The organism is Arthrobacter sp. StoSoilA2 (assembly GCF_019977195.1).
Lineage (GTDB): Bacteria > Actinomycetota > Actinomycetes > Actinomycetales > Micrococcaceae > Arthrobacter.
The window spans coordinates 2,545,185-2,568,591 of the sequence record NZ_AP024643.1 but is presented as its reverse complement, the minus strand read 5'-3'; the positions used below and the strand labels follow the sequence as shown (position 1 = coordinate 2,568,591).

Annotated in this window: 24 protein-coding genes and 1 pseudogene; 13 read left to right on the top strand and 12 right to left on the bottom strand. The window is 63.0% G+C overall.

Going from position 1 to position 23,407, the window contains the following annotated elements:
- Positions 1-141 precede the first annotated feature (141 nt).
- Positions 142-606: a hotdog fold thioesterase gene (locus LDN82_RS11625; protein WP_223932901.1), complete on the top strand. Its 465-nt coding sequence runs from the start codon at positions 142-144 to the stop codon at positions 604-606.
- 22 nt (positions 607-628) lie between these two features.
- Here LDN82_RS11625 and LDN82_RS11620 read toward each other — a convergent pair whose 3' ends face one another.
- The 6 genes from LDN82_RS11620 to LDN82_RS11595 all read right to left on the bottom strand — a co-directional run bounded on the left by LDN82_RS11620 (position 629) and on the right by LDN82_RS11595 (position 5,317).
- Positions 629-1,174 (bottom strand): dihydrofolate reductase family protein, encoded by a 546-nt coding sequence (locus LDN82_RS11620; RefSeq protein WP_224164342.1) that lies wholly within the window; start codon positions 1,172-1,174, stop codon positions 629-631.
- Positions 1,175-1,187: 13 nt separating this feature from the next.
- Positions 1,188-2,117 carry a hypothetical protein gene (locus tag LDN82_RS11615; protein WP_224164341.1) on the bottom strand — a complete coding sequence of 310 codons (930 nt, stop codon included), beginning with the start codon at positions 2,115-2,117 and terminating at the stop codon, positions 1,188-1,190.
- Positions 2,114-3,115 carry a hypothetical protein gene (locus LDN82_RS11610; RefSeq protein ID WP_224164340.1) on the bottom strand — a complete coding sequence of 334 codons (1,002 nt, stop codon included), beginning with the start codon at positions 3,113-3,115 and terminating at the stop codon, positions 2,114-2,116. The genes LDN82_RS11615 and LDN82_RS11610 overlap by 4 nt, the downstream gene beginning before the upstream one ends.
- A 92-nt stretch (positions 3,116-3,207) precedes the next feature.
- Positions 3,208-3,429 (bottom strand): hypothetical protein, encoded by a 222-nt coding sequence (locus LDN82_RS11605; RefSeq protein ID WP_216925815.1) that lies wholly within the window; start codon positions 3,427-3,429, stop codon positions 3,208-3,210.
- Entirely contained in the window at positions 3,426-4,631 is a 1,206-nt protein-coding gene (locus LDN82_RS11600) for an inorganic phosphate transporter (RefSeq protein ID WP_224164339.1), read from the bottom strand. The genes LDN82_RS11605 and LDN82_RS11600 overlap by 4 nt, the downstream gene beginning before the upstream one ends.
- Before the next feature lie 179 nt (positions 4,632-4,810).
- A complete protein-coding gene (locus LDN82_RS11595) occupies positions 4,811-5,317 on the bottom strand; it encodes an HAD domain-containing protein (protein ID WP_224164338.1) in 507 nt (168 codons plus the stop codon).
- Positions 5,318-5,448: 131 nt separating this feature from the next.
- Here LDN82_RS11595 and kynA point away from each other — a divergent pair, with 131 nt between their 5' ends.
- Genes kynA through LDN82_RS11580 form a run of 3 tightly spaced genes read left to right on the top strand, consistent with a single transcriptional unit; the run spans position 5,449 to position 8,447 of the window.
- Complete coding sequence (gene kynA / locus LDN82_RS11590; protein WP_224164337.1) at positions 5,449-6,318, top strand: tryptophan 2,3-dioxygenase; 870 nt, start codon at positions 5,449-5,451, stop codon at positions 6,316-6,318.
- A 36-nt stretch (positions 6,319-6,354) separates the two neighbouring features.
- Positions 6,355-7,593 (top strand): kynureninase, encoded by a 1,239-nt coding sequence (gene kynU / locus LDN82_RS11585; protein WP_224164336.1) that lies wholly within the window; start codon positions 6,355-6,357, stop codon positions 7,591-7,593.
- Entirely contained in the window at positions 7,590-8,447 is an 858-nt protein-coding gene (locus tag LDN82_RS11580) for a PaaX family transcriptional regulator C-terminal domain-containing protein (protein ID WP_224164335.1), read from the top strand. The genes kynU and LDN82_RS11580 overlap by 4 nt, the downstream gene beginning before the upstream one ends.
- Before the next feature lie 42 nt (positions 8,448-8,489).
- Here LDN82_RS11580 and LDN82_RS11575 read toward each other — a convergent pair whose 3' ends face one another.
- Positions 8,490-9,221 (bottom strand): GntR family transcriptional regulator, encoded by a 732-nt coding sequence (locus LDN82_RS11575; protein ID WP_224091008.1) that lies wholly within the window; start codon positions 9,219-9,221, stop codon positions 8,490-8,492.
- Between the two features lie 112 nt (positions 9,222-9,333).
- Between LDN82_RS11575 and LDN82_RS22580 the strand changes: the two are divergent.
- From LDN82_RS22580 to LDN82_RS11540, 8 genes and pseudogenes are all read left to right on the top strand, one after another.
- A pseudogene (locus LDN82_RS22580) lies at positions 9,334-9,936 on the top strand (MFS transporter); the annotation flags it as partial.
- A gap of 71 nt (positions 9,937-10,007) precedes the next feature.
- Positions 10,008-10,766 (top strand): MFS transporter, encoded by a 759-nt coding sequence (locus tag LDN82_RS22575; RefSeq protein ID WP_263422241.1) that lies wholly within the window; start codon positions 10,008-10,010, stop codon positions 10,764-10,766.
- Positions 10,763-11,680, top strand: a complete 918-nt coding sequence (locus LDN82_RS11565; RefSeq protein WP_224164334.1) for a BadF/BadG/BcrA/BcrD ATPase family protein — start codon at positions 10,763-10,765, stop codon at positions 11,678-11,680. Before LDN82_RS22575 ends, LDN82_RS11565 begins: the two co-directional genes overlap by 4 nt.
- A gap of 40 nt (positions 11,681-11,720) precedes the next feature.
- Entirely contained in the window at positions 11,721-12,800 is a 1,080-nt protein-coding gene (locus LDN82_RS11560) for an SIS domain-containing protein (RefSeq protein WP_224164333.1), read from the top strand.
- A gap of 127 nt (positions 12,801-12,927) precedes the next feature.
- Positions 12,928-14,094 carry a DUF2092 domain-containing protein gene (locus LDN82_RS11555; RefSeq protein ID WP_224164332.1) on the top strand — a complete coding sequence of 389 codons (1,167 nt, stop codon included), beginning with the start codon at positions 12,928-12,930 and terminating at the stop codon, positions 14,092-14,094.
- A gap of 105 nt (positions 14,095-14,199) precedes the next feature.
- Positions 14,200-15,135 (top strand): ABC transporter ATP-binding protein, encoded by a 936-nt coding sequence (locus LDN82_RS11550; RefSeq protein ID WP_224167526.1) that lies wholly within the window; start codon positions 14,200-14,202, stop codon positions 15,133-15,135.
- Between the two features lie 76 nt (positions 15,136-15,211).
- A complete protein-coding gene (locus LDN82_RS11545; RefSeq protein ID WP_224167525.1) occupies positions 15,212-16,027 on the top strand; it encodes an ABC transporter permease in 816 nt (271 codons plus the stop codon).
- Positions 16,028-16,047: 20 nt separating this feature from the next.
- Positions 16,048-16,668, top strand: a complete 621-nt coding sequence (locus LDN82_RS11540; RefSeq protein WP_216925826.1) for an L-threonylcarbamoyladenylate synthase — start codon at positions 16,048-16,050, stop codon at positions 16,666-16,668.
- A gap of 25 nt (positions 16,669-16,693) precedes the next feature.
- Here the strand turns inward: LDN82_RS11540 and LDN82_RS11535 are convergent, their stop codons facing one another.
- Entirely contained in the window at positions 16,694-17,710 is a 1,017-nt protein-coding gene (locus LDN82_RS11535) for a serine hydrolase domain-containing protein (protein ID WP_224167524.1), read from the bottom strand.
- A 122-nt stretch (positions 17,711-17,832) separates the two neighbouring features.
- Positions 17,833-18,858 (bottom strand): non-homologous end-joining DNA ligase, encoded by a 1,026-nt coding sequence (gene ligD / locus LDN82_RS11530; RefSeq protein ID WP_224164331.1) that lies wholly within the window; start codon positions 18,856-18,858, stop codon positions 17,833-17,835.
- A 112-nt stretch (positions 18,859-18,970) separates the two neighbouring features.
- Here ligD and LDN82_RS11525 point away from each other — a divergent pair, with 112 nt between their 5' ends.
- Positions 18,971-19,636 carry an alpha/beta family hydrolase gene (locus LDN82_RS11525; protein WP_224164330.1) on the top strand — a complete coding sequence of 222 codons (666 nt, stop codon included), beginning with the start codon at positions 18,971-18,973 and terminating at the stop codon, positions 19,634-19,636.
- A 4-nt stretch (positions 19,637-19,640) separates the two neighbouring features.
- On the opposite strand, the gene LDN82_RS11520 is transcribed toward LDN82_RS11525, so the two are convergent.
- The 3 genes from LDN82_RS11520 to LDN82_RS11510 form a co-directional block, all read right to left on the bottom strand.
- Positions 19,641-21,725 (bottom strand): elongation factor G-like protein EF-G2, encoded by a 2,085-nt coding sequence (locus LDN82_RS11520; RefSeq protein ID WP_224164329.1) that lies wholly within the window; start codon positions 21,723-21,725, stop codon positions 19,641-19,643.
- A 144-nt stretch (positions 21,726-21,869) separates the two neighbouring features.
- Positions 21,870-22,604 (bottom strand): M50 family metallopeptidase, encoded by a 735-nt coding sequence (locus LDN82_RS11515; protein ID WP_224164328.1) that lies wholly within the window; start codon positions 22,602-22,604, stop codon positions 21,870-21,872.
- A gap of 44 nt (positions 22,605-22,648) precedes the next feature.
- Positions 22,649-23,266 (bottom strand): TetR/AcrR family transcriptional regulator C-terminal domain-containing protein, encoded by a 618-nt coding sequence (locus LDN82_RS11510; protein WP_224164327.1) that lies wholly within the window; start codon positions 23,264-23,266, stop codon positions 22,649-22,651.
- Between the last annotated feature and the right edge of the window lie 141 nt (positions 23,267-23,407).

The window sequence follows — 23,407 nt, the reverse complement described above, 5'->3', positions numbered from 1 at the left end:
AGCAACCTGGGCCGGCCCTCCCCCGTGGTGCTGGATGAAGCGGTGGAAGAGGGGGTGGGTGCTGTTGCAATGGCAGCAGCTTGGGCCGTTGGAACCTGGTCCGGTTTGGTTGTTTCACTCACAGGTGCCAGCCTAGTTGGCATGATGGACAATTTCACGCCGAACCGGTTTGTCGACGAACTGAACGAGGCAGGTGTGCCCGAAGAGTTCCATGATTGGCTTTCGGGGCACGGCGTCGGCTCCCTTGTGGTGAAAATGGGGATCCGGTTTACCGAGCTCAGTGCCGAGCGGACTGTGGCAACCATGCCAGTGGAAGGGAACACACAGGTAGCCGGCATCCTTCACGGCGGAGCCCACGTGGTCCTCGCCGAAACCCTGGGTTCATTTGCTGCCTCGCTTCACGCCGGCAGGGGACGGCACGCCGTAGGAATCGAAGTTGGCGCAACGCACCACCGCTCCATTGCAAGCGGCACGGTAACCGGCACATGTACGGCGATCCACCTGGGCGGGACATTGGCCACCCACGAGATCGTTATCACCGATGAAAAAGGTCGCAGGCTTTCAACTGCCCGGATTACCAACATGATCCGGAACAACCGCCACTGATCCGGGAGTTGCTGCCTAACAGCTACCGTGGCGGCATACGGTAGTGCAGTTCAGCCGCGGCCCCGCCAAGGATGCGCGAGGAGAGCAACTCAAGTGGCGCCGTCGGGCCCTTCAGCGGCAGCAGCCGCTTACCGGCGCCAAGGACAACCGGGATGATGGTGACGATCATCTCGTGGAGCAAGCCGGCGTTGGCGAACTGGGCCACGAGGTCGCCGCCGCCCACCAGCCAGACGTTCTTGTCTCCGGCGTCGGCGAGGAGATCCGGTGCGAACTCGCGCACGTCCCCACGGACGAACGTGACATTGGAACCGGCCGGAGCTGAGTACTCATGATGCGTGAACACCCAACAGGGGATGTCCGGGTACGGCCACTTGCCGGGCTCGTGCTCCATGAGCCAACGGTAGGTCCCGCCGCCCATGGCGACACAACCCACACCTGCGAAGAAGGACTCATAGCTGCCGCTCACGCCTTCAACCTGGTCGAATTGCAGGAGCCAGCCGAGATCGTCATCCTCGGAAGCAATGAAACCGTCCACGGTGGACGCCACGTAATACTGGAAGATCGACATGGCCCCACACTAGTCAGTTGGCGCTGGCGTTCCCATACTCCACACGCACACTGCCATCATCACGCAGTACCACCACCCGGCCCTGGGCAAGCGTCCATCCATCGTTCAGCAGGAAGATCCTTCCTCCACTGACCACCAGCAGCCGCAGGCCCGTGTACCGGTACAACGGCTCAGCGTCCGTACCAGCCGAGTCCTCATGGACGTTGGGCGCTGTCACGGCCAACCGCTCCTTGCTGTAGACCACGGCTGTTGGCAGCAGGCTGGATCTTTCCTGGTAATCGATGGCCGCGCCCCGCCCAAGGGCCTGCGCGTAATCGGAGGTACCCCAGAAAAGGAGCAGGGTGACCAGGACGAACACAAGGGACCTTTCGAGTGAGCGCGGAGTGGTGGCGCGGAGGATCCGCTGGGCCGGATCAGCGGCCCGCCGACGAACGCTCAGTCCCCATGCCCCCACGAGCAAGCCGGCGGCGATGAGGAAGGGTGCGTAGAGCAGGATCCGTCCTGGCTGGGTCACGATCGCCACCCACATCACCGCCGCGTAGGCGAAACCAAGAACCAGCACCACCAGGGCGGCCCTTCGCAGAAGCGTCCGGTGGCGTGCGGCGCCCAGGAGCCGGGAAACGAGCCGGTCCACCATGAGCCACAACAACCCGATCACCACGAGCCAGGCCAGCGGCTGGAAGAGCGACTGGATACTCCGCAGGATAAAGTCCTGCACGGTATAACCAAACAGGCTGACGTCCAGGCCCATGGCCTTCGCCTGGGCATCCGTACGCGCCCAGCCGAAGTAGACCAACAACGCCGTGGCCACGGTCAGGGGCGGACCTATGACGGAGAGGACGTCCAGGGTCCGCTGCCAGCGGTTGTTGACCAGGCTCCGCTCCTCGGCTTCTTGTGAGGCAGCGGGTTCTTGTGAGGCAGCGGGCTCCTGGGCGGCGCTCATGGAGTTGCCGTGGGGGACGCACCGACGGAAGGAATGGTGGCCGGTGGGGCGCTCCGCGTGGGCTCGGCGCTTGGCGGGGTTCCATTGGTTTCGGGCGTTCCACCCGGGCCCGTGCTGGCCGGCGTGGAATCTTCATAGAAGAAGGTCACTGTTCCGCTGATGTCCACGGTGTCCGTAATGGAAATGCGGACGGCGGCGCGGCCATCGGACGGCGGCATCCTCAGGTACAGCGTTTCGTAGTCCCCTCCTCCGGCAACTATTTCGGGAGCTGCGGGGACGCCGTCGAACAGGATGTCCCCGACCCTGACGTAATAGCCATCCAGCCTGACCACAGTGCCGCCTGACCGGGGGCCGGAGGCACGCGCTGTGCCTGCCACTGGCCTCAGGTCGTTGTCGACCACCGTGAGGCCGCTCAAGTGCCGCGGGCAAGCTTCACCCGGGGCGGTTTCAGGCTTTAGTTGGACTCCCGGGTTGCTGCGGTGTTGGGCGACCGCAGAAGCTGACGTTGCGGCGACGGTGAACTCAAGACACTGGGTCTGCGGTATACGCGGTGTGGCTGCAACGGCATTCGAAGCGCGCTGCCAGTCCTGCTGCACACCACTTTGCAGTGCCTTGCAGACAGCGGCGGCGGCTTGCCACACGGCAACATCTTCGGCGCCTTCCAGGCTCTTGGCCAGCGCATCGCATTGGAATTGCTGCAGCAGGAGATAGCGTTGACCGGCCGTGGGATCGTTGGGGCCTACTGGCCCAATGGGTACCCAGCGCACCACCGGCGCTTCTGCCTGGGGTGCTCCCGGTCCGGCCGGACCTGCGGGCTGCCCGGCGGTGGGAGCGACGGCGGTGGGAACCGCTGGTGATGTTGCGTTGGTGGCGGGCGGAGCCGGATTGGGAGATGGACTGCCTTGTGGGGTGTTGTTGGGAACGCACGCAGAAAGTGCCAGCATCAGGACCGGAACCAGCGCCAGTCCGATGCGATGTCTTCGGGAATGGCACTTCATGACAGCCCCACATCTGCCGGATCACGACCACGCAGTGATGTAACTTCACTGCTGATTATTCTCCCGAATGGACTTTGCTGCCAGAGAGGCGGTTACTTTCCGAAGTAGGGCACGATCAAGTAGATGCCGAACAGCACGGCGAGTCCGCAGATGCCAAAGCATACGGCCGCCAGGGAGCGAACGAGTCCGGGCGACTTCTGCTGGGCGTCACCGGCAATTGCGGTGAGGCGTACTCCCAGGGAGTAGAGAACCACCAGGGTCACAGCAGCAACGAGCGTGACGCCGGCAACCTGAAGCAATTCCAGCCACTTCATCGCTGCACATCCTTGTTGTTGACGGACTTTCGGGTTTTCTTTTTCTTGCTGAACTTCACGGCGTGGCCGGCCTCTTCGACTTCCACTGCGTTGTGGTGGCCAACATGCGATTTACGCGACGCAACAAACATGAAGACGACGGCGGCGCTGCCGACGACCGCTGCAATGACGACACCCACGACACCGATGTTCACCAGGAGCGCGGTAAGCCCGCCCACGATGGCCGACGCCGGCAGGGTGAACAGCCAACCCAAAGCGATCTTGCCGGCAGTGCCCCAGCGAACGGAGGTGCCCTTTCGGCCCAGGCCGGAGCCAATGACGGAACCGGAGGCGACCTGCGTGGTGGAGAGCGCGAAACCCAGGTGGGAAGAAGCCAGGATGGCTGAGGCCGTGCTGGTCTCGGCCGAGAAGCCTTGCGCCGGCTTTACTTCGGTCAGGCCTGAACCCATGGTGCGGATGATGCGCCAGCCACCGGCATAAGTGCCGATGGCGATGGCCAAAGCACAAGCAGCCACGACCCAGAACTGCGGACCGGATCCCGGAGCCTGCGTGCCTCCCGCAATGAGGACCAGGGTGATGATGCCCATGGTCTTCTGGGCATCGTTGGTGCCGTGTGCGAGGGCTACGAGGCTGGACGTGAAGATCTGGCCGGTCCGGAAACCACCGCGCTTCTGCGTGAGCTTGTCACCCGTTTCGGGGTCGTGCCGGGAGGTCAGCGCGTAGGCCAGGCGGGTGCAAAGGTACGCTACGGCCCCGGCGATGAGGGGTGCAAAGACAGCTGGCAGGATCACCTTCTGCAGCACTGTTTCAAAGTTGATTGAGTGAAGTCCGATACCTACCACCGCGGCGCCGATGAGGCCGCCGAACAATGCGTGCGAGGAACTGGAGGGCAGGCCTTTGAGCCACGTGACCATGTTCCAGAGGATTGCACCCATCAGACCGGCGAAGATGATGTCCGGTGTGATGTGGATACCGTCCGAGCCTTCCCGGATGAGTCCCCCGGAAATGGTTTTTGCCACTTCGGTTGAAAGGAACGCCCCAACAAGGTTGAGCACGGCTGCCAGGGCAACCGCCGTCTTGGGCTTGATCGCCCCCGTAGCGATAGGCGTAGCCATCGCATTGGCTGTGTCGTGAAAGCCGTTGGTGAAGTCAAAGAATAGGGCCAACGCTATGACAAGCGCGACCATGAAGGTGATTTCCACCTGTTGCCCAATCTGCAGAGTCGACGTTCAGCAGTTCCACTTCCCCATACCTGCCATGCACAGCATAGTTCAGCCATTGTTCACCTGACTGGACTTGCCGCACTCTATCCGGCGGGCTTGAAACCTTAAGAATCCTACGTGCCAACCACCGAGCGGCCAAACAGGTACCGTCGCTTCGGTCAACCGAGGAAGGTACGGACCGCGGCAAGATCGCGGCGGGAGAGTCCCTTGCGTGGATCCGGTGAGATGCAAAGCACACGGCCCTGGTGGTATTCAGCCCAGGAACGGGCGTCTGACTCCTGGCCAAGTTGGTCGTCCAGCCACACGAAGCGCTCGGCTCCCATCGCGGCCAGGTCCTTCTGGAGCGCCCCGAGTTTCCACCATTCCGCGCTTTGGTCCCACCCCTGGCTGGTAAGGACAGGCCAATCCTCGCCCTTCAGTCCAATGGCAGGACAGAGAAACTCCGGGGCAAGGCGTTCCCAGGTGGTGAGCCATACAAAGCGGGCGAAGGGATGCTCTGCCAGCTCGTTGAGTTCGGCCACTGCCTCGGGCGCGAACGCGACGTCAAGGATGCCGGCGTCGGCGATTTTCCATTCTCCACCCCAATCAGTGACGCCTTGGGGGCCGAACGGGTTCACCACGCCGTCGACGTCCAAATATATGGACACCGGCATGTTGGAGGCCATGGTCGTCCTCCCTTCCCCGCGTTCCGGTCTACCAAGCCCAGCGTACGGCACTGCGGCGAACGTCAGGGGAAAGAACGTGCGGGCGAAATCATTCTCTTGACGTTCGTCATGGAAGTGATAATCTCGAAGGTATGGAAAAGCCCCCAGTCCATTCCCCCCAAAGTGTCCGCCACATAGAAGACTCAGTGCGCACCGATTTCCGGCATGCAATGTCCTATGGCGGTTATCTGGACCTGGACCACCTGCTCAACTCGCAGCATCCGCTCAGCCAGCCCGAGCACCACGACGAACTGCTGTTCATCATCCAGCACCAAACCAGTGAGCTGTGGCTCAAACTCGTCCTGCATGAGCTCCTGGAAGCCCGCAGGCTTTTTGACCAGGACAACCTTGGCAAGGCGCTCAAATGCATCGCCCGCGTCAAGGCCATCCAGCGCACCATGACAGAACAGTGGTCGGTCCTGGGCACGCTCACGCCCCGCGAGTATGCACAGTTCCGCGGATTCCTGGGTAGTTCCTCAGGTTTCCAGTCGTATCAATACCGCGGGGTTGAATTCCTGCTGGGTAACAAAAACAGGGGCATGCTGCGCGTTTTCGAAAGCGACCCCGAAGCACATGCGCTGCTCAGCCGGCTCCTGGATGAACCCACCCTGTACGACGCCTTCCTGGCGGTTCTCGCCCGGGCCGGATACGACATCCCGGCCGACATTTTGGAGCGGGACACCAGCGAGCCTTGGACGTTCCGAAAGGATCTGGTTCCGGTCTTCCAGAAGATCTACGAATCGGACGATACCCAGTGGGGACTGTACGAGGCCTGCGAAGACCTCGTGGACATCGAAGACAACTTCCAGGCCTGGCGGTTCCGGCATCTGCGCACCGTCCAGCGGACCATCGGGTTCAAGGTGGGCACCGGCGGCTCCTCCGGTGTCGACTTCCTCAAACGCGCCCTTGACCTCACCTTCTTCCCCGAGCTGTACGCCGTCCGTACTGAGATCGGCAACTAAGCAAACAACCGCCAAGCACTCCCCCAGGAGGGAACCATGACCACTGCCCAGCAGACCCAACGGCCAACGTCGGCCGAGCTGGACGCCGCAGATCCTCTCGCCGCCCAGCGTGAGGCGTTCTACACGCCCGACGCCGGCCAGCTCACCGCTTATCTCGACGGCAACTCGCTCGGACGTCCGCTGAAGGCAACCGCAGCGAACCTCCAATCCTTCGTCCATGATGCCTGGGGCAGCCGGCTGATCCGCGGCTGGGACGAACAGTGGATGGATGAGCCTACACGCGTGGGCGACCGCATCGGCGAAGTGACGCTTGGTGCCGCTCCCGGGCAGGTCACAGTGGGCGACTCCACCTCGGTCATGCTGTACAAGTTGATCCGGGCAGCGGTTGATGCCCAGCCGGGCCGTGACGAGATCATCATTGACCGGGACAACTTTCCCACGGACCGCTTCATCATCGAAGGGATCGCCAGGGAACGCGGGGCAAGCATCAAATGGATCGCCACCAACCCCGCAAGCGGCGTTCGTGCGGCGGACCTGGACGGGCTCCTTGGCGAGCGGACCGCCGTCGTGGTTCTTAGCCATGTGGCCTACCGCTCCGGGTTCCTTGCAGACGCGAAGGCAATCACCGGCAAGGTGCATGCCGCAGGTGCCCTCATGCTCTGGGACCTGTGCCATTCCGTAGGTTCCGTGCCGTTGGACCTTGATGCCTGGGACGTCGACCTGGCCGTTGGCTGCACCTACAAGTATCTCAACGGTGGTCCGGGCTCCCCCGCATTCGCGTATGTCAACGCCTCGCGGCAGAACCTTCTCCAGCAGCCCATCTGGGGGTGGATGGGTGCCGACAATCCATTCGGCATGACGGATTCATACCGTCCCGCCGCGGGAATCCGGCGGTTCATCACGGGTACTCCTCCTGTTCTTGCCATGCAGCCGATCAAGGACATGGTGGAGCTGATCGCCTCTGTGGGCATGGATAAGGTCCGGGAGAAGTCGGTCAAACTCACGGAGTACGCGATCGCCCTTGCGGACGAGCTCCTGGTTCCACTTGGAGTAGAAATTGTGAGCCCCCGCGACGCTGCCGAGCGTGGCTCGCATGTCACGGTGGACCACCCACTGTTTGCCGATGTGACGGCGAAGCTGTGGGAGCGGGGCGTCATTCCAGATTTCCGTCCCCCGCATGGCCTGCGCATCGGGTTGTCTCCCTTGAGCACGAGCTACGCTGAGGTTGAGCTGGGAGTGACAGCTATCCGCGACGCCCTCGCCGAACTGCTGTGAGTGCCGTTCTTGACGATATGGACTCCCGTCCCGGGAGTACCACGTCGTTGCTGCGAACCGTCATTGGCTTGTACCTGCGGGAAGCGGGCGGTTGGATGTCGGCCAAGGACATTGTCGTCCTCATGGAGGCCCTTGGCACGTCCGGCACTGTGACCCGGACGGCCCTGGGCCGCCTGCGGAAGAAGGACGTTGTCCTTCAGGAGACGCGCGACGGGATCCCCGGTTTCACGCTGACCGAAGGAGCGGCTTCCATGCTGGCCCGCGGCGATCGCAGGATTTACAACCCCACCAGCATGTCACCGTCCGATCCGTGGTGCCTCGTTTCCTTTTCGATTCCGGAGACGGAGCGGGAGAAGCGTCACCAGTTGCGGCGCAGGCTCCACTGGATTGGTTGCGGGACGGTGGCCGCCGGCCTGTGGATCTGCCCGGATACCCTTCGTGGCGAGGTGGAGGAAATCCTCGCCGACCTCGAACTCCGGGGAATGGCCACCCTCTTCGTGACGCAAACCCCGCTGGTGGGCGGCAGCCTGGAGGATGCCGCCTCGAAGTGGTGGGATCTGGACGCGGTAGCGGAACTCTACAAGGATTTCATCCGCGAGCACGGGTCTGCCGTGCCCGCCCGGGACGGCGCCGGCATCGATGCCGGCGCCTTTGCCAGGTATGTCCAATGCATTGACCGCTGGCGGATCATCCCCTACCTCGACCCCGGGCTGCCCGGGACATTCCTGCCCGAAGACTGGCCCGGGGCCCAAGGAACTGCGTTGTTCAAGCAGATTATGGACGCCTACGCACAACCAAGTGCGGACTTCGTGCGCCGCACCTTGCAGGGAAGTACCGCGGTTACTGTTTCCTAGCGGCCACTCCGCACCAGCTCCCCCGACGGCGAATTGGCCATCTCAGGCGCCCGACTTCACCCGGGAAACGAAGCGGAACCGGTCGCCGCGGAACGTGCTGCGCGTCCATTCGACAGGGACCCCCGCAGCATCCCGCGCCAGGCGGTGGACCACCAGCAACGGCGCCCCCATTTCGATCCCGAGCAGCCGGACGTCCTCCGGTCCAGCCAGTGCTGTCTCCACGGTGTCCTCGACGTCGGAGATATGGATGCCGTAAATGTCGGCCAGGGCTGCATAGAGAGAACCGGCCTTTTCCAGGTTTGCCTTGAAGCGTGGCAGCTTGCCCGGTAGGTAAGCCACCTCGTGGGCCAGGGGTTCGCCGTCGATCAAGCGAATTCGCTCAAGGCGTGTGACGCCATCGCCAGGATCGATTCCCAAATGCGCTGCGACGTCGACGTCCGCCTTGGCCACAGCCAGGGACAGGAGGTTGGAGTCAGGCCGCAGGCCTTGGTTCCTTGCGTCGTCGGAGAAGGACGTGAGCTGCCGCACGTGGGTCATCTTTGGCGGCGCAACAAAGGTGCCATGCCCCTGGATGCGGCCCAGTTTCCCCTCCGCGACGAGCTCGCTGATCGCTTGCCGAACGGTGGTGCGGGACGTCTTGTACTTCTCCGCCAGAGCCCGTTCCGTGGGGATGAGAGTGCCCGGCTGGAGTCCGGCGATCGAGGCAAGCAGCTCGGTCTTGAGGACGTAGTACTTGGGCATTGCCGCCGCGACATCTGTGGACATATTGGACATCCTACTTGTAGACAAGGTGATTGGTCTATGCCAATCTAGTGCAGGTTGGTCTAAACCAATTTCGGAGAATCTCCGCTGAACCCCTACTTTTCCACAGATCCAAGGGACAAAGATGTCGATCCTGCAAGACCTACGGCAAACACCCAAGCTCGGGCTCCTGGTGGGCGGCGCCGCCGCCACCATCGGCGTGATTTACGGCTACGACATGTCCAACATTGCCGGCGCCCTGCTGTTCATCACCAAGCAGTTCAGCCTCACCACATCCCAGCAGGAACTTGTGACCACCGCAGTGGTTGCCGGAGAGGTGCTGGGAGCCCTGGTGGGTGGCTGGCTATCCAACCGCGTGGGCCGCAAAGCGTGCATGGTGGGCCTGGCGATCGGATACGCGCTCTTCGCAGTGCTCAGCGCCATGTCCAACGATGTGCCGACACTGCTCATTGCCCGACTACTGCTGGGCCTCACCATCGGCATCTCCGTGGTGGTGGTTCCCGTGTTCGTCGCGGAGTCGGCGCCGGCGAAGGTCCGCGGCGCCCTGCTGGTTGCGTACCAGGTGGCAACCGTCTTCGGCATCATCGTTGGCTACCTGGCGGCCTACGCCCTGGCAGGCACTGGCTCATGGCGGTGGATGCTTGGCCTTGCAGCGATCCCGGCAATCCTTGTGCTCGCCATGGTGGTCAAGCTGCCGGACACTGCCCGGTGGTACATGATGCGGGGCAGGACGGCGGAGGCCAGACGGACCCTGTCCGCTATTGAGCCGGGACAGACGTCGACGCCGAGTTGGCAGAGATGCAGCGGGCCATCAGCGAAGAACGCGGCGGCGGCCTGCGTGAAATGCTGCGCGTTCCCTACCTCCGCGCAACGGTGTTCGTGGTTGGCCTGGGCTTCTTCATCCAAATCACCGGCATCAATGCCGTGGTCTACTACAGCCCCAGGATCTTTGAAGCCATGGGCTTCAGCGGCAATGCAGCGCTCCTGTTGCTTCCCGCGGCAGTGCAGGTTGCCTCGCTCGTCGCTGTCTTTGTTTCGCTGTCATTGGTGGACCGTCTGGGCCGCCGCCCGGTGTTGTTGACGGGCATAGGCATGATGGTGGTGGCCAATGTCCTGTTGGTAGGTGTCTTCATGGCCGGCCAGGACTTCGGCGGCCTGCTCACCGTCCTTGGCTTCCTGGGCGTTCTTCTTTTCACGGTCGGCTTCACGTTCGGGTTCGGTGCACTGGTGTGGGTATACGCCGGCGAGAGCTTCCCCTCCCGGCTCCGCTCGCTTGGTGCAAGCGCGATGCTGACCTCCGATCTGGTGGCAAATGTCCTGGTGGCAGCGTTCTTCCTGACCATGCTTCAGCGGTTGGGTGGTGCAGGCACCTTCGCAGTGTTCGGTGTTCTGGCTATCCTCGGCTTTATGTTTGTCCGCAAGTTCGCTCCCGAGACGAAGGGCCGCCCCTTGGAGGAAATACAGCAGTACTGGGAAAACGGTGGGAAGTGGCCGGAGGCTGACGCGGCCGGACACATCCCCGCACAGGAAGACACCGAACCGGCGGTTGTCCGGTGACGCCGGCGGTGTTGGGCCTTCATATTGGAGGTTCCAAGACACATGCTGTCCGTTCGGAGCTGGATTCGGACCCAGGCCAGGGCACGGAACCAAGCAACGAGGCACCTCTTGAGATCACCGAGGCGAGCGCCAACCTGTCCTCAGTGGGTCACCAGGGCGCAGACGCCGTGCTGCGGCGGATCGCGGCGGCTGTCGGTGACGGTGTCCAGGCGGTTTGCGCCGGTGCCGCGGGGGCTGATACTCCTGCCAGCAGGGCAGTCCTGAGTGCTTTGCTGACCGAGCGCTTTCCGGGTGCCAGGGTCGAGGTGGTCCATGACACCCGCATCGTCCTCGCCGCAGCAGACCTCGACGCCGGAGCGGTCCTGGTCGCAGGCACCGGCTCAGTAGCCTGGGGCCGGAACCGGGAGGGACGGGAGGCGCGCAGCGGAGGCTACGGCTATTTGCTCGGCGATGAAGGCGGAGGATACTCCGTGGTTCGTGACGCGGTCCGGGAGGCCCTGCGCGAGTACTACGCGGGGCTGGAACCCGGCACGATGGTCAGCGCCCTTTTAGCTGCGACGGCGAGCGCGGACGCGCTGCAGCTCATGGATCTTTTCTATGCCAAGCCAGAGCCGGACCATTGGGCTGGCCTTGCACCGTTGGTCCTGGATCTTGCGGTTGAGGGTGATCCCGCTGCGTTAAGGATTCAAGCCGAAGCCGCGCATTCCCTGGCCACGTTGGCCAGGCAAGTACTGGGCGAGCTTGGATTGGACCTGCCTTTGGTGATGGCTGGTGGTCTCCTGGTCAATCAAGAACAACTGGCAGGCGCTGTTGCCCGCAAGGTTGCCTTGGAGGATCCCTCACTGATCAGGATCCTGGGCCACGCCCCGGTGCACGGCGCGGTAAAGCTGGCCCGGCAATTGATCGATCCCTGACTCCCAGAGATTTTGTCCCTTCGAAAAACAGACAGGAACCATGACCATCACTCCTACCTCCCCAGGCGTCCCGCACTCTATTCCGGCCACTCCAGGTGCCAAGATGGCCCATGAGATCAGCGAGCAGCCCCAGGTACTCGCCGGACTCCTGGATTCGGGCCGCCAGCAGTTCGTTGCCATGGCGGACACCATCAAGAGGACGTCCCCGCGGTTTGTCCTGCTTGCCGCCCGCGGCACGAGTGACCACGCGGCGTTGTATGCGAAGTACCTCATTGAAATCAGTCTGGGATTGCCGGTTGGCCTTGCCTCGCCGTCGACCCTTACTGCGTATGGAGCCACGCCCCAACTGGAAGGTGTGCTGTGGTTGGCGGTAAGCCAGTCCGGCGGTTCACCGGACCTGGTGGAGTCGACGGCGGCAGCCCGCCGTCTTGGCGCCCTCACCGTGGCGGTGACCAACTCTCCAGGGTCCCCGTTGGCCGGGGCTGCGCAACATCGCGTGGATATCCTGGCCGGGAGCGAAACTGCGGTGGCGGCTACCAAGAGCTACACGGCACAGCTTCTGGCTCTGTGGTTGTTGGTGGATGCGTGGCGTGGTGGAACGTCCACCAACGCGGCGGGCATTCCTGACTGGGCCGCTTCGGTGCTGGCTGACGATGCCGTGTTGGACGTGGCCGGCAGTTACCGCTTTGCCGAGCGCATCATCACTACGGGTCGCGGCTATTCCTATCCCACTGCGAGGGAGGGTGCCTTGAAGCTCATGGAAACTTCCTACCTTCCCGCGCAGGCATTCTCTGGCGCAGACCTCCTGCATGGACCGTTTGCGATGATCGACTCCCAGCATCCTGTGATTGCCGTTGTACCGGAGGGAATCGGGGGAACGGCCATGCGCCCGGTCCTGGAGAGGCTCGCAGAACGGGGTGCCCACGTGTGCGTGGTGGGTGACCTCTCTGCCGCCCTTCCGGGTAGTTTGGTTGTTCCTTTGCCTGCGGGCGTTCCGGAGGAGCTTTCTCCTATCCTGCAGATCCTGCCGCTCCAGCGGCTGGCCTTGCAGTTGTCGGTGGAACGCGGCAACGATCCGGATGCTCCGCGTGGCCTGATGAAGGTGACTGAGACCTGGTAGACGCCGTTGCGTGCGCGGCTGGATGTGCACACTGCATCCAGCCGTGCATCCAGCCGCGCACCGATGATCCGCACAGGTAACCGGAGTAGTCTGGATTCATGCCTCTCACGTGTGGTGGTCGGTAGTCATGGCGCGGGCCAGGCAGCGGTGGCTGCCAGCTCTCCTGGTTCCCCTTGCACTGGCGTTGGCGGCGCTCATCGGCTCCGTCCAGGCTGGCGCGAGTGTTTCCCTGCCGCCCAAAACAGCGGACGAGATCCTGGCCATGATCGCCCGTACCGAGGTGCGCGCTTTATCCGGCACAGTGGTGCAAACCGCTGATTTGGGTCTGCCTGAGATTCCCACTGCTGGCCCGGGAATCGTACCTGGGGCCACCTCGGCACTTGAACTGCTCACAGGTTCGCACACCGCCCGCGTTTATCTGGACGGACCCTCCAAAGCCAAGCTGCAGATCCTGGACAGGATGGCCGAGCGTGACTTTGTGGTCAACGGCGGCGATGCCTGGTTCTACAATTCCGCTGACAACAGCGCTACGCATCTGAGCGTCCCTGTGCCCTCATTGGCAGACCGGGGAAAGTCCCTTCCGACTGAATCAACGCGTCCTGACATTCCCACTCCGGAGGTAATGGCACGTCACTTCCTGTCAGCCATCGATTCCAGCACTGAGGTAACGGTGGGCGAAGCTTCCACCGTTGCGGGTCGAAGCGCTTACCGGTTGAGCCTGGTGCCGCGCAGTGACGGGACACTGGTTGATTCTTTGTCGATCAACGTCGACTCCGAAACTGGATTGCCGCTGGGCGTCGAGGTTCGCGCGAAGGGCCAGCCGGAGCCTGCTTATTCACTTGCCTATACCGAGGTGAACTTCTCCACACCTGACGCGGCCTTGTTTAACTTCACTCCTCCGGCCGGTGCAACTGTCACGGAGAAGCCGGCCCCCATGAAGCCGGCCCCCATGAAGCCGGCCCCCAGCAAGCCAATGCCGCCGGAGATGGGAGATCCTGCCGTCCCGGCACCGGATGAGCCTGTTCCGGCACCTGGGGGATCATCCATTCCCGCACTCCCCCGCCCCAGCCCTTCAGTGACCGGCGAAGGCTGGGACACCGTGATCGGGTTGCCCGCTGGAACGGCGCCCGCTGATCTCACATCCAACCCGCAACTCGCCCAGGTCCTGCAACCCGTGAATGGCGGACGGGCGTTGACCACGGCCCTGGTGAGCGTCCTCATTCTCGACGACGGCCGCGTGTATGCCGGCTTGGTGCCTTTGGACCGGCTCGAATCAGCCGCGAATGCACAATGACCGGTGCCCAATGATCGGTGTACAACCAGGGGAAACCTATGAACAGCGCCCCATGATCGGCATCCTGTGACGGAGATCCGCGAAGCTGCTCCCGGCTCCCAACCGATGGACCTTGCGATAGAAACCCATGGCCTCGTGAAGCGCTTCGGGCACCGTTCCGCAGTGGATGGCATTGACCTTGCGGTCCCCCGCGGCGCGGTGTTCGGCTTCCTGGGGCCCAATGGGTCGGGAAAGACCACCACGATCCGCGTCTTACTTGGACTGGCTTCAGCGAACAGCGGCGAGATACGGGTGCTGGGCAAGGAGATGCCCCGGCAGTGGGCCTCGGTGTTGCCCGATGTAGGCGCGCTGGTGGAGGGGCCGGGGTTCTATCCGTTTCTTTCCGGAGCGGCCAATCTGCTGCGGCTGGATTCAGCGGACCGCCATGCATCCTCTTCCACCCGACGCCACCGCGTCAACGAAGCGTTGGACCGCGTTGGGCTGGGTCACGCCGCCGGAAAGAAAGTACGTGCCTACTCACTGGGGATGAAACAGCGCCTCGGGCTGGCCAACGCCATGCTCCGGCCGCGCGAACTGCTGGTGCTCGATGAACCAACGAACGGGCTGGACCCCCAAGGCACCCGGGAGGTTCGCAGCCTGGTGCGCTCCCTTGCCGCCGGCGGGACCACCGTCTTCGTTTCCAGCCACCTCCTGGCCGAGGTGGAACAAATGTGTACCCACGTGGGGGTGATGAGTGCCGGACGGCTGGTGGCCCAAGGACCGCTGGATGAACTGCGGTCTGCCGGGCAAGCGCACGTTCTGATACGAACGCCCGACGTCGAACGTGCCGCCGCTGTCCTGGCCCGGCTGGGGCTGGTGCCCGGCGAAGCACCTGGCCGCGGGGTGATCCAGGGAAACGGGCTGGACGGCGTTGAGCCCGAAGAGATCGTTGCAGCCTTGGTAGCCGACGGCGTACGGGTCCGGGGCTTCTCTGTGGAGAACGCAAGCCTGGAAGAGCGGTTCGTGTCCTTGACCGGAGAGGGGTTCGACGTTGTCGGCTGAAACTGGTGACACCCTTGAGAGGGTTGGAACGGCTGGAACATCCAGGGCTTCCAATGACAAGGCTCTCCATACCGGGATGGGGTGGGCGTTGCTTGGCTCGGAGTTATCCGTGCTGTTTCGTCGCCTCCGCACCTGGGCCATGCTGGTGGCCCTCGCTGCCGTTCCCATCCTTATTGCCCTTGCCGTCAAGCTCTCGTCCCGGCCGGCGACACCTGGCCGCGGGCCACTGTTCCTGGATCGCATCACCCAGAACGGCCTCTTTGTTGCTGTAACAGCCCTCGTGGTGTGTGTCCCGCTGTTCCTCCCCCTCACTGTCGGCGTGGTGGCCGGAGACACCATCGCCGGAGAGGCCAACCTGGGAACCTTGCGGTATCTGCTCCTGGCACCGGCGGGGCGCATCCGCCTGCTCCTGGTCAAGTACGCCGGGGCCGTTGCTTTCTGCTGTGCCGCTACGGCTACCGTGGCAGCGGCGGGGACCTTGGCCGGCGTCGTGTTCTTCCCCGTCGGTCCTGTCACGCTGCTCTCCGGCGACACGATCGGGGTTGGCGAGTCAGTCCTGCGCTCCTTGCTGATCGCTGCCTACATCACGGTCTCGCTGCTGGGCCTGTCCGCGATCGGGCTGCTCATCTCGACCTTCACGGATGTACCCGTGGGCGCCATGGCCGCCACGATCGTCCTCTCGGTGGTATCGCAGGTACTGGACAACCTGCCACAACTGGAATGGCTGCATCCTTGGCTGTTCAGCCACCACTGGCTGGGCTTCGCCGACCTCCTGCGGCAGCCGGTTGTCTGGACATCGTTTGGCGAAAACGCGCTTCTCCAAGCGGGTTATATTGCCGTCTGCGGCGCGCTGGCCTACGGGAAGTTCACTACCAAAGACATCCTGTCCTAGCTTTGACGTAGGCTCTGTCCATGGCCAGATTCTTTGACGTCCATCCTGAAGATCCCCAACCACGCGCCATCGGCCAAGTGGTTAATATGCTGCAAAGCGGCGGGCTGATCGCCTACCCCACCGACTCCTGTTACGCCCTGGGTGCCCAGATCGGCAACAGGGAAGCCTTGGATCGCATCCGGACCATCCGGCAACTGGACGACAAACACCACTTCACCCTGGTCTGCAAGGACTTTGCCCAAATGGGGCAGTTCGTGATGATCGATAACGATGTTTTCCGCAGCATCAAGGCCGTCACGCCCGGCAGCTACACCTTCATCCTTCCGGCCACCCGCGAGGTTCCCAAACGCCTGCTCCACCCGAAAAAGAAGACAGTGGGCGTACGCATCCCGGACCACAAGGTGGTCCAGGCACTCCTTGCGGAACTCGGTGAACCGTTGCTGTCCAGCACGCTTCTGCTGCCTGACCAGGAGGAGCCACTGACCCAGGGCTGGGAAATCAAGGAGCGGCTGGACAACGAAGTGGACGCAGTGATCGATTCCGGCGATACCGGTTCAGAGCCCACCACAGTGATCGACTTCTCCAGCGGCACGGCAGAGGTAGTGCGTCGCGGAACGGGCGATCCTTCACGGTTCGAATAGGATCCAGCCCTACGCAGGAGCGGGGTCAGCGGAACTGGAAGCGGCAGCTCGCGTTCAAAGCGACCTGGGCCAGCCCTGTCAGTTCCAAGGCGATGGCCGAGGGTTGCGTGGACAGGGGCAGCGGCGGGTACGCCAAGGAAATGGTGAGCTGACGGTTGCCATCAGCACTGCTGATCGAGATGGTGCCATAGCCGGGTATGTCACCTGAATGGCCATAGTAGAGGCCGTTGGTGCACGTGTCCTTCCAGTGGTCCAGACCCAATCCGTAATCGGCGAAAACCGGGCCCTTCATCTCCAGGAGGCTCTCCGGTAGCAGCAGCCGCCCTTTGAGCAACGCTGCGTAGAAGGCATTGATGTCTGCCACGCTGGCGATCACGCCCTCTGAAGCCGGGCCACCAGGCTGCGCGGAATGCGTGACGTCCACGGTTTTGCCCCGCAGCACTGCATAACCATGGACCAACGCGGCCGGAAGGGGGCCCTCGTCCAACACCTTGGTTGAATGCAAATTCAAGGGATCCAGGATGTCCGTTCGCAGCACGGTTCCCAGTGGAGCCCCCCTCAGCCGCTCCACCAAAAAGCCAAGGACCGCATAATCCGAAAGTCCGCTGGCATAGGAAGTCCCGGAGGTGTGGTCCAGCAATTGCCGGACGGTCACTGACTCTTGGCCCGGCGGCAGGAGGACGCCGATCCCCGGCAGGTACTTGGCGATCGGATCCTCAAGTACCAGCCGGCCTTCTTCCACCAGCTTCAACACGCAAACTGCCACCATGGTCCGCGTCAGCCCACCCACACGGATCGGATCATCCGCCTGCACGGGAGCACCTCCGTCAAGGCTCCTGACACCTGCCGCGTGCCTCCACACTTGTTGCCCGGCTCTGGCCTCCATCAGCACCGCCGGCGCACCGTTCTGGAGCATCTCCCGACTAAAGAGTTCCAAAGTTGCCTGCAGCTCGCGAAAGGCAGGTGTTACCGGTGGTGACTGTGATGTTGATGTCGGCGGCGGCGCAGGGACAGTGGGAGGGGCCGCCGTCGAGCTTGTCACTGGCGTCGACGGCAGCGGGTTGGGCCGGGGTTCGCCCGTGCAGCCAGCGAGGAACAGGCCGCACACAAGCGTTGCGGTCACAATGCCCCCGCGTGAACCTGGATGCACACCTGCTCCTGCGTTTATTCCTCCTGCTTGCGCGCCCGGCTGGGCTGCACCCGCATTGGCTCCCCCGGCATCTTGGGAAATTCCGGTGGGAACGGCATTTCGCCTTGGCCGTTCTTGACGTCGCGCTCCCACCATTGCAGCAGGACGTCGATGTCTCCGGGCTTGTCATGCATCGTTGCCCACGGGTCACCTGTTGTCTTCAGCCGGTCCGGGACAGTGGTGATGGTGTATTTGGCCGGATCGGAATTCTCCAGCTCTTCCCACGCCAACGGGCACGATACCTGTGCATTTGGCACGGCACGCGGGCTGTATGCGCCGGCGATCGTCCGGTCCCGGTTGGCCTGGTTGAAGTCCACGAAGATCCTGGTCCCGCGTTCTTCTTTCCACCATGCTGTAGTGACCTTCTCGGGCATCCGTCGCTCCAACTCCCGGCCGGCAGCGATCACCGCGTGGCGCACTTCCAGGAATTCATGCTTGGGGTGGATGGGCGCATACACATGCAGTCCCCTGTTGCCCGAGGTCTTGATGAAGGCCGTCAGCCCCGCTTCGTCCAACAACGCACGGAGTTCCTGCGCAGCCGGTATGGCGTCATCAAAGTCGGTTCCAGGCTGGGGATCGAGGTCGATTCGCAGCTGGTCGGGGTTATCGGGATCGTTGGCACGGGAAGCCCACGGGTGGAAAACGACCGTGTTCATTTGCGCTGCCCACACCGCGGCCGCGGGTTCATCGATCACCAATTGCGGATGCGTCCGTGCGCTCGGATAAGTCACCATGACCGAGCGGACGTAGTCCGGCGCACCCTTGGGAGGGTTCTTGGAGAAGAACATCTCGCCCTCGATGTTGCCCGAGTACCTCTGGAGACTGACCGGCCGGTTGCCGTTGGCCGCCACAAAAGCGTCCCCCACGTCCACCAGGTAGTTTGCCAGGTCCAGTTTCGTCAGCCCGGCCTCAGGCCACATGATGCGGCCTGGACTTGAAATCCGAACTTCTCGGGGGCCCTCGGGACCGGGCACGGAGACTGTTGCTGATTCGCTCGCCATGGCCACAAGCTACCCCGTCAAGGGCGTTCACGTCAGCATCCCGCGTTCCTTTTTTCGGGCGGCGGGGAGTATGCCTGACAGCTCCAAGGCCAAACTGCTTCATGATGGATACATGCCAAACACTGAAACCGCCCTGACTGTTGCCATGGGAGACACCAAGGTATCGGGAATCCACGTCCGTCCGGAGAAGTCGTTCGCCACCCTCGTAGTTGCCCACGGCGCCGGAGCCGGAAAGGAACACCCCTTCCTGCAGGGATTTGCCGAAGCGATGGCGGAGGAAGGCGTCAGTACGCTGCGCTTCAATTTTCCGTACCGGGAAGCCGGGCGACGCTTCCCTGACCGCCCGCCGGCAGCCATAGCCACGTGGCGCGCCGTCATGGAAAAGGCCGCAGAACTGGCAGGCGATGAACCGTTGTGGGCGGGGGGAAAATCCTTTGGCGGACGGATGGCCTCCATGGCCGTGGCTGAGGGAATGCCCGCGGGTGGCCTGGTGTATCTCGGTTATCCACTCCACGCGCCGGGCAAACCGGAGAAGCTCCGCGATGAACACCTCTACGGGATAACGGTGCCCATGCTGTTCCTTCAGGGCACCCGCGATACCTTCGCGACACCGGAACTCCTGGAGTCTGTGGTGGCCAGGATAGGCACGACGGCGACTCTCCAGTGGAGCGAAAATGCAGACCATTCGTTCGTGGTCAAGGGCCTCAAGCGCAGTGCCGCCGAGATAGGTGCCTCGCTTGCACCCGCGGTGGCAGGATTCATGAGGGAAAACAGTTGAGGAACTACTTCGGCACCGGCTCGTGGCGCAGGTAGGATCTCCGGAAGCGGCCGGTGCCCGCTGTCAGGGCGCGAAGTTCCACGGCGTAGCGCCGAAGTTCCTGGTCAGGGACCTCGGCGGTGATCTCAGTGCCTTCGCCGTTGGCTGCCGTCGTGCCTGTCACCCGTCCCCTTCGGCCGGACAAATCACTCATCACAGCCCCGACATGTTCGTCCGGGACACTGACCACAACGGCTGACACGGGCTCAAGCAACTGGATTTTGGCCGTTGCCGCGGCTTCGCGGAGGGCCAAGGCGCCGGCGGCCTGGAAGGCTGCGTCCGAGGAATCCACACTGTGGGTTTTTCCGCCCACCAAGGTGACTTTGATATCCACCACGGGGAACCCGGCCGAAACGCCCTTCAGCATCTGGGAGCGGACGCCCTTTTCCACGGAAGTGACGAACGTACCGGGAATGACACCGCCCACCGTCTTGTCAGCGAATTCAAACCCCTCCCCGCGCGCCAGGGGCTCGACCTCGATGTCGCAGATAGCGAACTGCCCATGTCCGCCGGATTGCTTGACGTGCCGGCCGTGCCCGGCTGCCTTGCTGGCGAAGGTCTCCCGCAACGGTGTGATGACCTCCACGGTTTGAAGTTTGACGCCCTGGTTGCGCAGCCTGTCCAGGATCACCTCGGCATGCGCTTCACCCGTGCACCACAGGATCAGCTGGTGCGTGTCCTGGTTGCGTTCCACCCGAAGCGTCGGATCTGCCGCGACTACCTTTCCTATGCTTTTGGCCAGCGCGTCCTCGTCGCTACGGGACATTCCTTCGATCGCTATGGGCATCAGCGGTTCAGGCATGTTCCAGGTTTCGATCAGCAGGGGGGCGTCCTTGTCAGAGACCGTGTCCCCGGTTTCCGCGTTTGCCAGCTTGCTGAGGGCACAAATGTCACCTGCGATGCACTGGGAGACAGCTTTCAGGCTTGATCCGACGGGCGAGTACAGATGCGTGACGCGTTCATCGCTGTCGTGGTCCTCGTGGCCCCTGTCCGCCAATCCCCTGCCGCCGATGTGGATGGCTGTATCTTCACGGAGGGTTCCGGAAAAAACACGGACCAGGCACACGCGGCCGAGGAATGGGTCCACAGTCGTCCGTACCACCTCGGCAGCCAGGCGTCCTGCGGGGTCGCAATCCAGCGGTTTCAGGGACGAACCGTCGAGCTTCATCACCGGGGGTGCGGTTCGTTCCAGCGGCGACGGCAGCGCATCGATCATCAGTGCCATGAGCTCGGGAAGCCCCAAACCCGTTTCCGCCGAGGTAGCCATCACCGGGAAGAAGGAGCCCCTGGCCACAGCGGTCTCCAGGTCCTTGATGAGGTCCTCCAGCGGCAACTCTTCACCGCCCAGGTAGCGGTCCATCAACGTCTCGTCTTCGCTCTCGGCAATGATTCCTTCAATCAACGGACCGCGTGCTTCCTCCACGGCAGGATCATTGCTGCTTCCGTGGAGCACGCCTGCCAGTTCTCCCCCGGAAGGCAGGTACAGCGGGAGAACGGACTCGCCGAAGGCTTCCTGGCAACGCACGACGGCGGCACTGAAGTCTGCGCGGGGGTGGTCCAGGCGGCTGACTACGACAGCCCTCGGCATGCGGATCTTCTCGCATTCACCCCACAAGGCGATGGTGGCGCCGTCGATGCCGTCCACGGCGGACACGACAAAGAGGGCCGCATCGGCAGCCCTCAACCCTGCTCGTAATTCCCCTGTGAAATCCGTGTACCCCGGAGTGTCGATCAGGTTCACCTTGACCTCGCCCACCAGTATCGGGGCCACAGACAAGGTGACGGACCTCTGCTGGTGGATGGCTGAAGGGTCTGAATCACTGACGGTAGTCCCCTCGGTGATCGAGCCCATCCTGGTGATGGCCCCGGTCGCCGCCAACAGGGCCTCCACCAGCATCGACTTCCCTGCACCTGAATGCCCCACGAGTGCCACGTTGCGTATCTTGGCAGGATCGCTTGCCGCCAGAGCCGTACCGTTCTCGCTTCGCCGGGACTCGGGTGTGCCGGGTCCGGCCGCCTTGGCCGTCTCCCGTGTGCCCTTCGCGGACATGAGCACCTCCTGGTGTCGTATCCAAGCTCGGAGTTCGAACGCGTCGAAAGGTTCGAACGTGTAAGAGGATTGGACACCCTGAGGCGACCACAGGGCAAGACCCAGTTGCGGACGAAGAGCCGCCGGCGAAGCGGCCAACGGGTACTAGGCCGGCACCATGCCCCACAACAACCATGCTGAGGTTACAGTGCTTCCTGTGATGACTACGGAGAATCCTGTCAGCCACAGGAATGACGGGACACCCGTGGTTTGGCCAAGGATGTAGGCGTCCGAGGCTGCGAGCCGGTTCCGGCGCCGTGTATGGACACCGGCAAGCTTGAAAAGGTCGCGCACGGCACCCACTGACAGGGCGATCCCCAAGGCCAGCACAGCGTAGTCAACGATTGTGGGAGATCCGAAGAAGACCAAAAGCTGGGCGATAGCTGCGCTGACCACCGCCACGAGGATCCCTGTCAGGTTGCGCAGGAAAATCAGGGAGACCAGCAGGATGAGGGCGCCTACGGACATTGCAGCCCCTGACCGGCCGGCGGCGAACGCAGCGATCAAGGCAAGTCCCACGACCGCGGGCGCGGGGTATCCCCAGAACCCTGACCAGGCCGCACCAAAGGGGCTCCGGCCGCTGCTGACGAGACGGCCCGAATGATCCAGTCCGATGCGGAGGCTGTGGACGAATCGCCCCGTCATGAGGGCGGCATAGGCGTGGCCCAGTTCATGGACGAAGGTGACGTAGAGACCGAACCATCGCCACGTGGCTCGAGGGATGCTCAAAATGGTTGCTGCGGCAAGAATCGCCACCAACGCAGATAGTGGCACGGCCGTAGTGTGGACGTCGGTGAAGCCACGGACCACAGCCGCCCACCAGGTTTGTACAGGATTCACAGCAGAATTCACAGCGGGGTTCAAAGCAACGTTCACAGCAACGTTCACAGCACCGGGGAGTTGAGGCGTGAACGGAGCCCGGCTACCAGGATCTCCAAACCGAAATCGAAGGCTGCTTCACCCCGCTTGTCCGGCGGACCCGCGTGCGTTAACGCCTGGGTAAGGGCCGGGTAGCCGTCAGCGGGAGGGGCCCACACGACGTCGGGAGCGGCCAGGTCCAACGCAAATCCCAAGGCAAAACTGTCGATCGTGGAGATGGCCGAAACCACATCCTGTCCCTGGAAACCGGCATTTTCGAGGGCGACCGCCAGACTCTCATAGAGAGCCAGTACCTGATCGTCCTGCACAGTTTGCAAGACCAGCAGGGGCGCCAGGCGGGGGTGCCGGGCGAAGGCGTCGCGGTAGGCGCGGACGATGACCCTGAGGGCGTCCTCCCAGTCCTGCCCTTCATGGAGGGCGTAAGGGCTCTGGGCGATGATCCGTCCCCGCATCAGCTCCAGTATTTGTTCGCGGCCGCTGACATGGTTGTAGATGGACGATTGACTGACGCCGATCCTCTTGGCCAGTTTGGGCAGGCTGAAGTCCCCGGCCTCGTCCACCAGTTCCAAGGCGGCCGTGACGAGTGCGTCGATGGATATCAGCGGAACCAGCGGGCGTGGCATTCGGGTTCTCCAATCAATGTGTTGTTACGACTCTAGCCAGAAGTTTGGGCAAAGGTATTGTGCGCCCAATCACAAGGCTCTACGATAAACGAAAGCCTTTCGCTTATCGATCGGCTCCCCCCAAATCTCCCCGCATTAGAT